The sequence below is a fragment of the Pseudomonas caspiana genome, from assembly GCF_040224095.2.
Classification (GTDB): Bacteria; Pseudomonadota; Gammaproteobacteria; order Pseudomonadales; family Pseudomonadaceae; genus Aquipseudomonas; species Aquipseudomonas caspiana.
This window is the reverse complement of the sequence record NZ_CP167995.1, coordinates 4,140,141-4,153,880: the sequence shown is the minus strand read 5'-3', so window position 1 is coordinate 4,153,880 and position 13,740 is coordinate 4,140,141. Positions and strand designations below refer to the sequence as shown.

Sequence of the window (13,740 nt, the reverse complement as noted above, 5' to 3'; positions counted from 1 at the left end):
AGATTCTGCGTCTGCGCGCCTAGTCTGTTTCGATAATCGCTGGCTGGCCCAGGACAATAACAATGAAAACCGTACCGCCTGCTCACCGCGTTGCACTGTTGTTCAACGGCGGGAAGATCTACGACCGCGGCATCATCAGCGGTATTGGCAACTACCTGAGCAGTACTCGAGCTTCCTGGGATTTGTTTCTGGAGGAGGATTTTCTCTGCCGTTTGAAAGGAATCGAGCGCTGGCAGGGTGACGGGATCATTGCCGACTTCGATGACCCGATGATTGGCGAAGCGCTGGCCGGGATCAGGTTGCCGGTGGTGGCGGTCGGCGGCTCTTATCAAAACGAGGACGACTATCCGCAAGGTATACCTTACGTCGCCACCGATAATCAGGCGTTGATGGCACTGGCGTACGAGCACCTTATTGAAGCGGGGCTGACTCGTTTTGCCTGCTTCAGCCTGCCCCAAGCACAAGCCAATCGCTGGGCTCAGGAGCGGGAGAAAGCCTTTCGCACACTGATGCAGCGCGATGGGCTCCAGGGGGAGATTTATCGCGGCATGGGCACCAGCGCGCCGCTTTGGAACAGCGCTGTCGAACAGCAGATTGCCTGGCTACAAAGCTTGCCCAAACCCATCGGAATCATTGCCGTCAGTGACGCTCGCGCTCGGCAGTTATTACAGGCTTGCCTGACCGCCGGGATTCCCGTTCCGGAGCAGGTGGCGCTGATCGGTATCGATAACGATCCTCTTACTCGCAGCCTCACCCGCGTGCCACTGAGCTCCGTCAGCCAGGGCACTGAAACCATGGGGCGCACCGCAGCGCAGTTGTTGCATCAGATGCTGCACGGCATGCCCGCCAAGGGCACGCACATTCTGATTCCGCCGGATTCGATCAACGTACAGGTATCGAGCCTGCATCAACCTTTGGGTGATCCTTACGTGATGCAGGCGCTGTTGTTCATCCGGCAATACGCTTGCCAAGGCATCAAGACCGCGCAAGTCGCGGCCTATGTCGGCGTGTCGCGTTCCGCGCTGGAGTCGCACTTTCGCCAGGCACGGGGCTGCAGCGTGCATGACGAAATCCTGCGCTTCAAACTCGACGCAGCGGCCAATGGGTTGAAAAACACCGATTCGACCATTGCCGACACGGCACGCAGTTGCGGCTTCAAATCCGCGCAGTACCTGCACACCGTGTTCCGTCGCGAGTTTGGCTGTACGCCGCTTGAGTATCGGCAAGAGGTATTGGTTTAGAGGAGGCAAAGCGCAACTGTCGGAGTTGAACTCAACCCTTTAGCAGCTCACCGAGGTTACGAGGCTAGCGATGGCTGGTCTGCCTGACACATCGTGATCGGCGCCGTCGTAACCTCCGACAACTCCTACAGGGATCGGGGTGTGCACTCCATCTGTAGGCGCTGCCGAAGGCTGCGACAACTTCTGCAGGCCCGATGTCTCCAACCGGTTATAGAACACCCGAAACCTCAACAAGGCCGCGATACATCGCCAGCCCCCGTTGTTTTGTGTTCATGTATCGCGAACAGAGGGGTATTTGTCAGCTTCCAAGGCACATGGTATGTTCCGCCGCCGACTCGATCCACGTGCAATCGCTGACGCTTTTAACCATACAGACCGGGTTGCAGAGTTGCATTCATCGATCTATCGCTGATGGATTCAAGAAACTTCCCCATGGGTACTGCCTGGCCTGTAAGTGAACGCGTCAGCGCAAAATCATCACGCCGACAGTCACATCTGCGCAACGGACAGTGCTATCCAAATGCCAAAAGACATTCCCGCTTCTGACCCCGTCGCTACCCCCAAGCGTCGCCACATCCCCAAAGGAGATGTGCGCAAGCTCGAAATCATTCAAGCCGCCATGGTTATTTTCGCAAGGGATGGATTCGCGGGCGCGACGCTGACCAACGTCGCCAAGGTCGCGGGTATCTCGCAAGTCGGATTGCTACATCACTTTCCCAACAAGCTCGCCCTGCTGCACGCCGTGCTGCAGCATCGGGATCAATACGTCGCCACCCGCTTGCAGGAAGCTGACGAGGTTGCGTCGCTGGAAGGGTTTTTAGCGTTTCTGAAGTTCATCATGAAGTTCAGCACGGAAGACGCCGCCGTCAGTCAGGCGTTGATGATCATCAACACAGAAAGTCTGTCCGTGACCCACCCGGCCAACCGCTGGTTCAGTGAGCGCTTTGAGATTGTGCACGGCCACATTCAGGCCCATCTCAATCTGCTGATCGAGGCGGGCGAAATTCGTCCGGACACGGATGTGAAGCAGGTCAGTCTCGAGATTGCTTCGATGATGGACGGGATGCAGATCCAATGGCTACGCGCACCGGATTACGTACCGATTGAGCGTGCCTTCGCCAGGTACCTCGAACGTCTGGCTTCGGAACTCAAGCCGGCCGGACTCGTCTGAGAGCGGCCGCTTGATAGTCGGTGACCGGTGGCTGCAGAAGCCACCGATCACGCCTCCTCAGTAAGCCTGTTCCGGCTTGACTTGAACTGCCTTGCGCAGCGGAGTCGGGAGAGGGTTGGAGTCACGCGTAGACAATTTCTCGCCATACAGAGCGACAACGGTGCGGTTGAGCGCCAGGTCTTCCGAGTCTTTGCCCACCAGAACCTTGAACTTGCCCGGGTCTACTATCCAGCTGACGGCGTCAGGCGAATAGTAGGCGAACGAGCGGGAGTCCAGCGGGATCGTCACGGTTTTGCTTTCGCCCGGCTTCAGGTAAACCTTGGAGAAGCCCTTCAGCTCTTTTTCCGGACGATCGACTTGCGGCTTCGAAGGCTGCACGTACAACTGAGCCACTTCGAAACCAGGCTTGTCGCCCGTGTTGGTTACGGTGAAAGTAGCCTTGATGGTTGCGCCGGGAGCAAGAACGTTGCTCGACAGCTTCAGATCGCTGTACTGATAGGTCGTGTAAGACAAGCCGAAACCGAACGGGTAGAGCGGCTTCGCGTGGTTCTTGTCATAACCGCGATAGCCGAGGTACAGGCCTTCGCTGTAGGTCATTTCAGTCGGCGGGTTAGGGCTGCTGAAGTAGTACGGTGCGGGGTCGGAGTACGAGGCGAAGCTCGGGTTATCCTGCACTTTCTTGTCCAGCGTGATGGGCAGCTTGCCCGACGGGTTGACCTTGCCGTACAGGATTTCTGCCAGCGCCTGACCGCCTTGTTGGCCCGGGAACCAGGCATGCAGGGAAGCTGCGACCTTGGTTGCCCACGGCTGCATGTCCATACCGCCACCGCCGTGCATCACGACGATAGTTTTCGGGTTGGCTCTCTGCACGAAGCTGATCAGCTCGGACTGAAATTGCGGCAGTTCAAAGGGGTGATCAAGGGACTCACCTTCGTATTCGAAGTTGCTGCCCGCCGCCACCACGACTGCGTCATAGTCAGCCAGATTGGTCGGCGGACGCAGCGATGCCCAGCTCAGTTGCACGCCGTTCATGCCACCCAGTACCGGGGTGTAATTGCCTTTGAGGCGACGATATTCCAGGCGCACGTTGTACTCGGTGCCGGCTTTCAGTGCGACAGTCTTGACGGTACGTGGCACCACAGGAATCAGGTCGAATGAAACCTGCTTGTCTTCATCCTCAACCACCAGTTCGTCGTTGATCCAAAGCTTGTAGGCGCCATCGGCACGGACTTTGAAGACGTGCGGGCCGGTGATGGTGGGTTTGATCTTGCTGGTGAAGCGAGCCGAGAATGCACCCGCTGCCGGGTTGTAGCCGGTTACCGCGCTGGTGCCGCTGTCTGTGACATTGGTGTTGGTGATCCAGCTCAGGTTGAGACCCGGTTCGATGCGGGTCGCAACAGGGTCGCCGGACAATGTGGTGTTGGCGTAGTACTCGGCTTTCACGCCTGTGTTGCTGATGGCTTCCTTACCTTTGCCTTTGCCTTTACCGGTGCCAGGCTGATACCAGACCGACGACTTCGGATCGAGGCTCATCTGCGGCAGGTAATCGACATTGCTGGCGCTCGACGCCAACTGCTTGAGTCCGCTCAGTTCGGTGACGTAGCTGGCAGGCGCTGAGTAAGCAGTGCCGAATGGCGCAGTCGGTGCCTGCATCGCCAGGTCGCCGATGACGGCGATCTTTGCCGTTTTTGGCAGAGGCAGCAGGGGCTTCTGTCCGTCTACAGGTTCGTTGCGCAGGAGCACAATCGACTCCCTCGCCACGTTCAGCGCAGCCAGTTGACCGTATTCGCGGTGCTCAAGAGGCTGGGCCTTGTTGATGCCTTTATCAAAGCCGTAGCTGACCAGTGCCCGGAGATTCCGGCGGACTTTGTCGTCGATGACGCTCTGATGCAGTTGCCCGTTCCAGACATAGGGCAGCAACTTGGCTTCAGTAAATTGCAGGCCGCTCGGCATGTCGATATCGGTGCCTGCCCAGGCGCCTTTGAACGCGTCCTGCACCGAGTTGAAGTCACTCATCACGTTACCCTGGAAGCCCCATTGGCCTTTCAGGATGTCAGTGATCAGGTGATGGTTCTCACAGGCATATTCGCCGTTGATCTTGTTGTAGCCGCACATGATCGAGGCAATGTTCGAATTCTTGACCAGCGATTCGAAGCCCGGCAGATACAGCTCCTGCATGGCTCGCTCGTCAATTTTGACGTCCAGGTAATGCCGGTTCGCTTCTTGCTCGTTCATCAGGTAGTGCTTGGCGGCGGCCTGAATCCCCTGGACCTGAATACCGTTGGTGACGGCTGGCGCCAACACTGCGCCAAGGAAGGGATCTTCGCCACTCATGTACTCAGCCGAGCGCCCGTTGAACGGAGTACGGTAGAGGTTGATGGCCGGAGACAGCATTTGCTGACCTCCAGCGATCCGGGTTTCGTAGCCAATCGCGAGACCGAATTCCTTGGCGCGGTTGATGCTCCAGGTCGCGGCCAATGCGGACGGTGACGGGTACTGCGCACCAAAGGTCTTGCCGCCTACCAGCACGCCCATTGCCGAGTCATAGGCGACGGTGCCTTGCAGGTTGAATTTGTCCAGCTTGGGGATCATGCGTCCGTCGTCGACGCGCGAGAAGTTGATCTTTTCCGACTGAGTCATGTTGTCGAGCATCGCACCAACCCGTGCTTCGACCTCATTGCCTGTCATCGGGGTGACAGCCATTACGGTGCCTGCCTGAGCAATGCTCAACGCAAGCAGGCTCAGGCTTAAGCCTTGTTTGATCATGGACATGAAACTACTCCTGAATTCGTTCGATAAGTGATGTGCCGCGTATCAAACGAAGACTTATTTTTCGTCATCGGTCGCTGGGGCATCGTCGGTGACGACCGGGGCATCCAGCACGCTTTGCGCACCGGTGGACTGGCTTTTTGTGGCGCTTTCGGCGCCGGTGATCTGCTCGCGTTTGGCCTCGACTGCCACGCGCACTTCGCTCGACGTCGAGGGCAGGGGATTTTTGTTTTCGGCGGCTGATACAGAAAGTGTGGTGAAGCCCATCAGAAAAATGGCAGCAAGAGGCAGCAAGCTTCTAGCCATCGGGAGAATCTCCAAATAGAAGTGGGTAACGAAGAAGTGTCAGCGCGTGGAGGTTTACTACAGGCTGCGACAGTAAGTCCGCAGTGTGAGCTTAAAGTTCTATGGCGGCAAAATATTGTATTTATATATTGGGTTTTACAAATCTTGTATATTTTGATTTTTTTGTATTTTTGATTTTATTTGATTTTTTTGGAAGTTATTTTGGTTTTAAATTCTGAAATTTACGATTTTTAAGCTATAAAAAATCTTTTATAAAAACCGAGCGTTAGCTCGGTTTTGGTGATGTTAAAGTAGCCTGGCCGTAGGCGTATCCCCATTCATATCGCGTTCGTTAGAGAGTGTGCATACCACGCTTCCCATTCCAGCAGGCGAGAAAACTCACGGGGTGACAAGTGCGGTCGTTCAGGCTCATGTACCCAGAGGTTTATCGGTGACATCCCAAGCGAGTTCCTTTCTGCCGCATGAGTCCGGATTGATCCCGGAGCTCAGAGACCCTCTCGCGCTAGACCTGGCGATTTTAAAAGCGGTCTGGCTCCTCAGTGAGGGAAAGCCTGGCGGGAGCAAGCCACGAAAGCTGACGTGTGGGCAGATCTACATGCAGTTGGTGCGCCGTCAACCAAGCGTTCCATCCATCGTGCGCTGTGTGTTGGCAATCGATGTGCTCGTGAACGAAGGGCTATTGGTGTCGGAGCGGGTGCTGGATGCAGATCCTGCTTTTCCCTATACCCAGCACATCATCAGCGGGCTGACCGAGATCGGTGCAGCGTCCCTGATGGCCAAGGACGCGATGAACACCACCCGACATCCGGTACGACGTTACTGATTGAAGGGCAGCGAAAGATAGTGCTGACCCAGCTCCGTCAGCTTTCCTTCTTCGTTCAACAAGCTCGAAAAGTGCGGGTCGTCATTCATCCGACCCGTAAACCAGGCATACCGAAACACATCCGCGCGGTTCTCGCAGACCGCCACCATCTCAGCCATTTGCTGTTTTTGCTTTTCAAGCGTGTCGATCTGGACCCCGTCAATTGGAGAGTGCCAGTTGGCGAATTCGGTGACCCAAAATGGTTTGCCGTATTTGGACAGCCTGTCGAGCATGCCTGACAGCCCATAGTCGTACCAATGAAACGCCAGGTAGTCGATCTGCGGATCTCGATTCTGATTTTGCGCACGGTACGCAGCATAGAAGGCATCAAGCCACACGACCGGGTCGCCATAACCGGACATTGTTCCCCAGTTCATTGCCGGGCCTACCAGCTTTACCCCGGTCTGAGCGGATATCTGTTCCAGCCTTGGCCAGAATTGCGCGGCGGCCTCGGGTGTCATGTTGGCCTGATCAACGAGATTGGGCTCATTGATCACCAGTAAGTAACGGATATTCGGGTGGGCCTGCAGGTAGAGTTTCAGTTGACCGTCATCGACGTTGGCGTTCCAGACCATGGGGATGAAGTCGACCCCGTAGGTGGACGAGTAATTATAGGCGGCGAGACGGTCGTGGGGCCTCGGACTCCAGTTGTACCACCAGCTGATTCCCGGGGACAAAGCACTCAAGTCCGCAGGTGATGCTATGTCATAGGCGGTGCCGCGTTTTGCGCTTTTGGTGGCTGACCAGGCCGGCGTGGAGACTGTCGCGAGGGCAAGGCTGAACGCTGTGAGCAGGGTTAACATTCGCAGGTAGTGACGAAACTGCATGATTCGATCCTCCGTGAAATTGTCTTGCTGGAATGGCTGTGGCGTTCATTTGCTTGCAGTTCAGATGCCATCGCTTATCAACCCACTGAAAAGCGATGCTGCCAGGAGAGCTCAAGGGGCGATCCCGACGATAGTCTGGGCCATGGCTGCACGTTTAAATCATCAACTTGTCACTTACGGTCATTGAGCGGGTCTCAAAGCTCGTCTTTACTGTTGCGCAACGAACAGGCCGAGAAGGCCTGAATAATTGACGGCTGCCTCAGGCGGTCGCATTCCGTGACAGTCGATGGAGTTTTTATGGCCGCCGCTCATTACCCGCACCTGCTGGCCCCGCTGGATCTGGGCTTTACCACCTTGCGCAACCGCACTCTGATGGGCTCGATGCACACCGGGCTGGAAGAAAAACCAGGCGGTTTTGAACGCATGGCGGCGTATTTTGCCGAGCGGGCAACGGGTGGTGTCGGGTTGATGGTTACGGGCGGTATTGCGCCCAATGAAGAAGGCGGTGTTTATACCGGCGCGGCGAAACTGACCACGGTTGAAGAAGCTGAGCAGCATCGTGTAGTAACTCAGGCGGTGCACGCCGCGGGCGGCAAAATCTGCCTGCAAATCCTGCATGCCGGGCGCTATGCCTACAGCAAGAATCAGGTTGCCCCCAGTGCCATTCAGGCGCCGATCAATCCTTTCAAACCTCGCGAGCTGGACGAAGCGGGGATCGAAAAGCAGATAGCCGATTTCGTCACCTGCTCGACGCTGGCCCAAAGCGCCGGGTATGACGGTGTGGAGGTCATGGGTTCCGAGGGCTACTTCATCAATCAGTTTCTGGCGGCCCATACCAACCACCGCACAGATCGCTGGGGCGGCAGCTACGAAAACCGCATGCGCTTGCCGGTGGAAATCGTTCGCCGGGTTCGCGAGGCCGTTGGCCCTGAGTTCATCATCATCTTCCGTTTGTCCATGCTGGACCTGGTTGAAGGCGGCAGCACCTGGGAAGAGATCGTGCAATTGGCTCAAGCCATTGAGCGGGCCGGTGCGACCATCATCAATACCGGTATCGGCTGGCACGAAGCACGAATCCCGACCATTGCGACCAAGGTGCCTCGCGCGGCTTTCAGTAAAGTCACTGCCAAGCTGCGTGGTTCGGTGGGCATTCCACTGATCACCACCAACCGCATCAACACGCCGGAAATCGCCGAGCAGATTCTCAGCGAGGGCGATGCCGACATGGTCTCCATGGCCCGGCCTTTTCTCGCGGATCCGGAGTTTGTGAACAAGGCAGCGGCGGGGCGTGCCGATGAAATCAACACCTGCATCGGTTGTAATCAGGCCTGCCTGGACCACACGTTTGGCGGCAAGCTGACCAGTTGTCTGGTCAATCCGCGTGCCTGTCATGAGACCGAACTGAATTACATTCCGACGCGCCAGAGCAAGAAAATCGCTGTGATTGGCGCCGGTCCTGCGGGCCTTGCGGCATCGACGGTGGCCGCCGAGCGTGGGCATCACGTCACCTTGTTCGATTCTGCCGCTGAGATCGGCGGCCAGTTCAATATCGCCAAGCGGGTGCCGGGCAAGGAAGAGTTTTACGAAACCTTGCGTTACTTCGCTCGCAAGCTGCAAACCACGGGCGTTGATGTGCGGCTCAATACGCGTGTCGCCGTTGAGGATTTGCTCGGCGCCGGGTACGACGAGGTGATTCTGGCCACCGGTATTGCGCCACGCATCCCGGCGATTCCGGGCATCGATCATCCCAAGGTGTTGAGTTATCTTGACGTGATCCTGCAACGCAAACCGGTAGGACAGAGCGTTGCGGTGATCGGCGCTGGCGGTATCGGTTTCGACGTTTCGGAGTTTCTGGTGCATCAGGGCATTTCCACCAGTCTGGATCGCACTGCGTTCTGGAAAGAATGGGGCATCGATACCCATCTTGAAGCGCGGGGTGGCGTGGCGGGGATCAAACCGGAGTTGCATGCCCCGGCGCGTCAGGTATTCCTGTTGCAGCGCAAGGCGTCCAAGGTCGGCGACGGACTGGGCAAGACCACTGGCTGGATTCACCGTACCGGTTTGAAGAACAAACAGGTACAGATGCTCAACAGCGTCGAATACCTGCGCATCGACGACGCTGGCTTGCACATCCGTATCGGTGAAGGTGAAGAGAAAGTGTTGCCGGTGGACAACATCGTGATCTGCGCCGGACAAGATCCGTTGCGCGAACTGTATGACGGGCTGGTTGCGGCCGGGCAGGCCGTACACCTGATCGGCGGCGCAGACGTCGCGGCAGAGCTGGATGCCAAGCGGGCGATCGATCAGGGTTCAAGGTTGGCGGCGGGGTTGTAGGGCTTCACTCGGTTTCACTTTAAAAATGCAATCAAGAGTCTCTGACACCGCGCTGTCTCGCGCCAAACGATGAACCTGTAGGAGCGCACGAGCACCGCGAGGCCGCGATGGCGTTCTGTCTGATACATCGCTATCGCGGCCTCGCGGTGCTCGTGCGCTCCTACAGTTTGAGCAAGGCTGATTTTATCAATGCAATGCTAAACTCCCGCACTCCGTTCAGCGGCCCCATCCTCGTGTCTATCAGTCCCATCCACTGGCAACCCAATGCGCCGCTCCAGCGGCTCAATGTGCCTTGGCTGACCCATGCCGGTGTCGAGGTCGCAGTCCTGCGCCTGGACCTCATCGATCCGCTGATCAGCGGTAACAAGTGGTTCAAGCTTGCCCATCACCTGGAGGCCGCCAGTGAGGCCAATGCCCAAGGCGTTATCAGTCTGGGCGGCGCGCATTCCAATCATCTGCATGCGTTGGCGGCTGCGGGCAAGCGGTTTGGCTTTGCCACGGTCGGGTTGTTGCGTGGCCATGCTGTGGAGACGCCAACCACGGTCGATCTGCAGGCGTTCGGCATGCAGCTGCACTGGCTTGGCTACGCCGGTTATCGCGCACGGCATGAACCTGGCTTCTGGTCGTCGTGGCTGACGCAATACCCTGATTTCTACCCGATCCCGGAAGGCGGCGGAGGTTTGCCCGGCGCGCTGGGTTGTGCCGGTTTGCTGGACATGGTGCGCGAAAAGGCAGGCGAGCTGGGCTGGAGTGATTACCACGGCTGTTGGCTGGCTGCCGGGACGGGCACAACGCTGGCGGGTCTGGTCCTGGCAGAAAAGGGCGCGCACCCGGTGTATGGCGCCATGGCGGTGCCGGATGATCATGGGGTTGAGCAGAATGTCGCGGCAATTCTGGAGCATCGCAAAACCGGTAGGAGCGAACTTGTTCGCGAGGCAGTGTGGTGTCAGGCAGATCTCGCGAACAAGTTCGCTCCTATCCAGGCAAGGGATGACTACATCCTCGTCAGCGCCAGCCGTGGTGGCTTCGCCAAAACCGATCCTTACCTGCTGGATTTCATCACGACCAGCGAATCCCAAAGCGGCATCCCCCTCGAACCGCTGTACACCGGCAAGGCGCTGTTGGCCCTGCACGATGAGGTAGTTGCCGGGCGTTTTCAGGCGGGCACCCGGCTGATTTTCATCCACACCGGCGGCCTGCAAGGTCGACGGGCTATGGGCTTGTAATCATTGATCCAAAGCCTCTGGCATGAATCATGCGCTATTGAATTGCGGTGGGGTCGGTCCTGAATACGCGGATGACACTTTCAGAGTGAGCCGTTGCAGTGACTGTCCCGATAATCGATAGCTTCCTGATGAAATGTCGAGGTCCAGCATGACAAGCGCCGCTACGGAACAAGTCAGCCCCAAAACGCTGAGAAAAGTGATTGTCGCCGCCGCCATCGGCAACTTCGTCGAATGGTTCGACTTCGCCGTCTATGGCTTTCTGGCCACGGCCATTGCTCAGCAATTCTTTCCCAGTGGTGACGCCAGCGCGGCGCTGCTGAAAACTTTCGCGGTCTTCGCGGTGGCCTTTGCCTTCCGGCCTTTGGGCGGGATTTTCTTCGGCATGCTTGGCGACCGGATCGGCCGCAAACGCACGCTGGCAATGACCATCCTGTTGATGGCCGCTGCCACGACATTGATTGGCCTGTTGCCCACTTACGCGGCAATTGGCGTGATGGCGCCGATTCTGTTGACGGTCATTCGTTGTGCGCAGGGTTTTTCTGCAGGCGGTGAATACGCCGGTGCCTGCGCCTACCTCATGGAACATGCGCCCAGCGACAAGCGAGCCTGGTACGGCAGCTTTGTCCCGGTCTCGACCTTTTCCGCGTTCGCCGCAGCGGCAGTAGTTGCCTACGCCCTTGAAGCATCACTGACGCCGGAAGCCATGGGCAGTTGGGGCTGGCGCTTGCCGTTCCTGATTGCTGCTCCGTTGGGGCTGGTCGGTCTGTATCTGCGCTGGAAGCTGGACGAAACTCCGGCATTCCAGGCGGTGACGCAGGAGCATGACGTCGCTCATTCGCCTCTCAAGGAAACCCTGCGCCACCACGGCGCGGCAATCTGCTGCCTGGGCGCATTCGTATCGCTGACGGCGTTGTCGTTCTATATGTTCACCACGTACTTCGCCACTTACCTGCAAGTGGCGGGCGGGCTGAGCCGGGCAACGGCGTTACTGGTGTCGTTGATCGCCTTGCTCTTCGCCGCAGCGATTTGCCCGCTGGCCGGTTTGTATTCGGACAAGGTCGGGCGCCGCGTGACGGTCATGACGGCTTGCGCGCTGTTGATCGTGGTGGTCTTTCCGTCATTCCTGATGGCCAGTTCGGGCTCGTTCGCGGCGTCTATCGTGGGTGTGATGCTGCTGGCAGTCGGCGCGGTACTGTGTGGCGTGGTCACGGCCGCGCTGCTCTCGGAAACCTTCCCGACCCGCACGCGCTATACCGCTTCGGCGATCACCTACAACATGGCTTATACGATCTTTGGCGGCACCGCGCCGTTGATGGCGACGTGGCTGATCACCACCACTGGCAGCAACTTGTCTCCTGCGTTCTACCTGATCGCGGTTGCGTTGCTGGCACTGGCGGGCGGCCTGGCCTTGCCGGAGACTTCGCGAATATCGCTGCACGATGTGCCGACGGGGGAGAAGGGCGAGCCGGGTGTGGCAGCGACTCAAGTCTAGATTTGCAATGCAACCCTGTGGGAGCCGGGCTTGGTCTGGACGGCATACCGGCGATAAACGATAACGCGGTGTGGCTTCTATCCTTGTCTTATGCATCGTCGGAATGCCGCCCAGACCAAGCCCGGCTCCCACAAAACTTGTTTATCCAGTGATAACCCTTTCCCCCGCAACAAAATGTAGCGGCCATGCCCCAAAAAATGGCACATTGGCGGACCTTGTGCCGCTGACATATCTTGCAATAACCGGGTCGTGGCACATCCAATAGCTTCGCGGATGAAATCCATGGCCGTCAGCAACTCCCCTCCCAGCGCAATTCCTGCTGCAACTCCCACGACTACCAGCACCAGCAGTCCATTGGTCATGCGCATCATCGGTGCTGTGGCACTGGCGCATCTGGTCAACGACTTGATTCAGGCGGTGCTGCCGTCGATCTATCCGCTGCTCAAGGACAGCTACGGCCTGACCTTCACGCAGATCGGCCTGATTACCCTGACGTTTCAGATTACCGCATCGCTGTTGCAGCCGTGGGTGGGTTATTACACCGACCGTCACCCCAATCCGCTGGTGTTGCCGGTTGGCTCGCTGTGTACCTTGATCGGCATTCTGATGCTGGCTGTGGTGGGCAGCTTCCCAATGATTCTGCTGGCGTCGGCCCTTATTGGTATCGGCTCTTCGACTTTTCACCCCGAAGCCTCACGCATTGCACGGTTGGCGTCGGGCGGGCGGTTTGGGCTTGCGCAGTCAACCTTTCAGGTAGGTGGTAACACCGGTTCAGCGCTTGGCCCGTTGCTGGCCGCAGCAATCATCATTCCGTTCGGTCAGGGGCATGTGGCCTGGTTCGGGCTGATCGCATTGTTTTCCGTAGGCCTGCTGTACGCCATCAGCCGCTGGTATCGCACGCACTTGAATCTGTTCAAGCTCAAGCAAGGTCAGGCTGCGAGTCATGGCCTGTCGAAAGGTCGTGTCACTGGCGCGCTGGTCGTGCTGGCGTTTCTGATTTTCTCCAAGTTCTTCTACATGTCGAGCATCACCAGTTACTTCACCTTCTACCTGATCGAGAAGTTCGACCTGTCGGTGGCTAACTCCCAGCTGTACCTGTTCCTGTTTCTTGGCGCGGTGGCTGCGGGCACGTTCTTCGGTGGTCCGATTGGTGACCGGATTGGCCGTAAGGCAGTGATCTGGTTCTCGATTCTCGGCGCTGCGCCGTTCACCCTCGCGCTGCCGTATGCCGATCTGTTCTGGACCAGCGTGCTGAGCGTGATCATCGGCTTCATTCTGGCTTCTGCGTTTTCCGCCATCGTGGTCTACGCCCAGGAACTGGTGCCGGGTAATGTCGGCATGATCGCCGGGATTTTCTTCGGCCTGATGTTCGGCTTTGGCGGGATCGGTGCGGCCTTGCTGGGCTATCTGGCGGATAGCCACGGCATCCTGTTCGTCTACAACCTGTGTTCGTACCTGCCGCTGCTGGGCATCATGGCGATTCTGCTGCCGCGTACTAAAAAGGCCGCCTGA

General features: G+C 57.8%; 10 protein-coding genes. 7 read left to right on the top strand and 3 right to left on the bottom strand.

Features of this window, described 5'->3' with window-relative positions; genetic code table 11:
- The first annotated feature begins 62 nt into the window (after window positions 1–62).
- Together ABRP31_RS18860 and ABRP31_RS18855 are read left to right on the top strand one after the other, a co-directional pair.
- Window positions 63–1,241 (top strand): XylR family transcriptional regulator, encoded by a 1,179-nt coding sequence (locus ABRP31_RS18860; protein WP_349972714.1) that lies wholly within the window; start codon window positions 63–65, stop codon window positions 1,239–1,241.
- A gap of 520 nt (window positions 1,242–1,761) precedes the next feature.
- Window positions 1,762–2,412, top strand: coding sequence for a TetR/AcrR family transcriptional regulator (locus ABRP31_RS18855; RefSeq protein ID WP_349972715.1), 651 nt, complete (start codon window positions 1,762–1,764; stop codon window positions 2,410–2,412).
- A 57-nt stretch (window positions 2,413–2,469) separates the two neighbouring features.
- Here the strand turns inward: ABRP31_RS18855 and ABRP31_RS18850 are convergent, their stop codons facing one another.
- Both ABRP31_RS18850 and ABRP31_RS18845 read right to left on the bottom strand, forming a co-directional pair.
- The gene (locus ABRP31_RS18850) at window positions 2,470–5,178 is read right to left on the bottom strand and encodes a glycoside hydrolase family 3 C-terminal domain-containing protein (protein ID WP_349972736.1); all 2,709 of its coding nucleotides are present in this window, start codon (window positions 5,176–5,178) and stop codon (window positions 2,470–2,472) included.
- Window positions 5,179–5,238: 60 nt separating this feature from the next.
- On the bottom strand, window positions 5,239–5,487 hold the full coding sequence (locus ABRP31_RS18845) for a hypothetical protein (RefSeq protein WP_087265558.1): 249 nt from the start codon (window positions 5,485–5,487) through the stop codon (window positions 5,239–5,241).
- 595 nt (window positions 5,488–6,082) lie between these two features.
- Between ABRP31_RS18845 and ABRP31_RS18840 the strand changes: the two genes are divergently transcribed.
- Window positions 6,083–6,310, top strand: coding sequence for a hypothetical protein (locus tag ABRP31_RS18840; protein ID WP_349972716.1), 228 nt, complete (start codon window positions 6,083–6,085; stop codon window positions 6,308–6,310).
- Here ABRP31_RS18840 and ABRP31_RS18835 read toward each other — a convergent pair.
- Window positions 6,304–7,152, bottom strand: coding sequence for a glycoside hydrolase family protein (locus ABRP31_RS18835; RefSeq protein ID WP_349972737.1), 849 nt, complete (start codon window positions 7,150–7,152; stop codon window positions 6,304–6,306). The two genes, ABRP31_RS18840 and ABRP31_RS18835, sit on opposite strands and share 7 nt — an antisense overlap.
- Before the next feature lie 321 nt (window positions 7,153–7,473).
- On the opposite strand from ABRP31_RS18835, the gene ABRP31_RS18830 reads away from it, so the two are divergent.
- From ABRP31_RS18830 to ABRP31_RS18815, 4 genes are all read left to right on the top strand, one after another.
- Window positions 7,474–9,510 carry an NADPH-dependent 2,4-dienoyl-CoA reductase gene (locus tag ABRP31_RS18830; protein WP_349972717.1) on the top strand — a complete coding sequence of 679 codons (2,037 nt, stop codon included), beginning with the start codon at window positions 7,474–7,476 and terminating at the stop codon, window positions 9,508–9,510.
- Window positions 9,511–9,704: 194 nt separating this feature from the next.
- The gene (locus tag ABRP31_RS18825) at window positions 9,705–10,736 is read left to right on the top strand and encodes a 1-aminocyclopropane-1-carboxylate deaminase (RefSeq protein WP_349972738.1); all 1,032 of its coding nucleotides are present in this window, start codon (window positions 9,705–9,707) and stop codon (window positions 10,734–10,736) included.
- 148 nt (window positions 10,737–10,884) lie between these two features.
- Entirely contained in the window at window positions 10,885–12,228 is a 1,344-nt protein-coding gene (locus ABRP31_RS18820; RefSeq protein WP_349972718.1) for an MFS transporter, read from the top strand.
- 282 nt (window positions 12,229–12,510) lie between these two features.
- Window positions 12,511–13,740, top strand: coding sequence for an MFS transporter (locus ABRP31_RS18815; protein ID WP_349972719.1), 1,230 nt, complete (start codon window positions 12,511–12,513; stop codon window positions 13,738–13,740).

What these genes read in the sequence shown, in the direction of transcription:
- ABRP31_RS18830 (WP_349972717.1), top strand. Translation starts at nt 7,474, where the DNA reads ATGGCCGCCGCTCATTACCCGCACCTGCTGGCCCCGCTGGATCTGGGC.
- ABRP31_RS18845 (WP_087265558.1), bottom strand. Translation starts at nt 5,487, where the DNA reads ATGGCTAGAAGCTTGCTGCCTCTTGCTGCCATTTTTCTGATGGGCTTC.
- ABRP31_RS18835 (WP_349972737.1), bottom strand. Translation starts at nt 7,152, where the DNA reads ATGTTAACCCTGCTCACAGCGTTCAGCCTTGCCCTCGCGACAGTCTCC.
- ABRP31_RS18860 (WP_349972714.1), top strand. Translation starts at nt 63, where the DNA reads ATGAAAACCGTACCGCCTGCTCACCGCGTTGCACTGTTGTTCAACGGC.
- ABRP31_RS18815 (WP_349972719.1), top strand. Translation starts at nt 12,511, where the DNA reads ATGGCCGTCAGCAACTCCCCTCCCAGCGCAATTCCTGCTGCAACTCCC.
- ABRP31_RS18825 (WP_349972738.1), top strand. Translation starts at nt 9,705, where the DNA reads ATGCTAAACTCCCGCACTCCGTTCAGCGGCCCCATCCTCGTGTCTATC.
- ABRP31_RS18850 (WP_349972736.1), bottom strand. Translation starts at nt 5,178, where the DNA reads ATGATCAAACAAGGCTTAAGCCTGAGCCTGCTTGCGTTGAGCATTGCT.
- ABRP31_RS18840 (WP_349972716.1), top strand. Translation starts at nt 6,083, where the DNA reads ATGCAGTTGGTGCGCCGTCAACCAAGCGTTCCATCCATCGTGCGCTGT.
- ABRP31_RS18820 (WP_349972718.1), top strand. Translation starts at nt 10,885, where the DNA reads ATGACAAGCGCCGCTACGGAACAAGTCAGCCCCAAAACGCTGAGAAAA.
- ABRP31_RS18855 (WP_349972715.1), top strand. Translation starts at nt 1,762, where the DNA reads ATGCCAAAAGACATTCCCGCTTCTGACCCCGTCGCTACCCCCAAGCGT.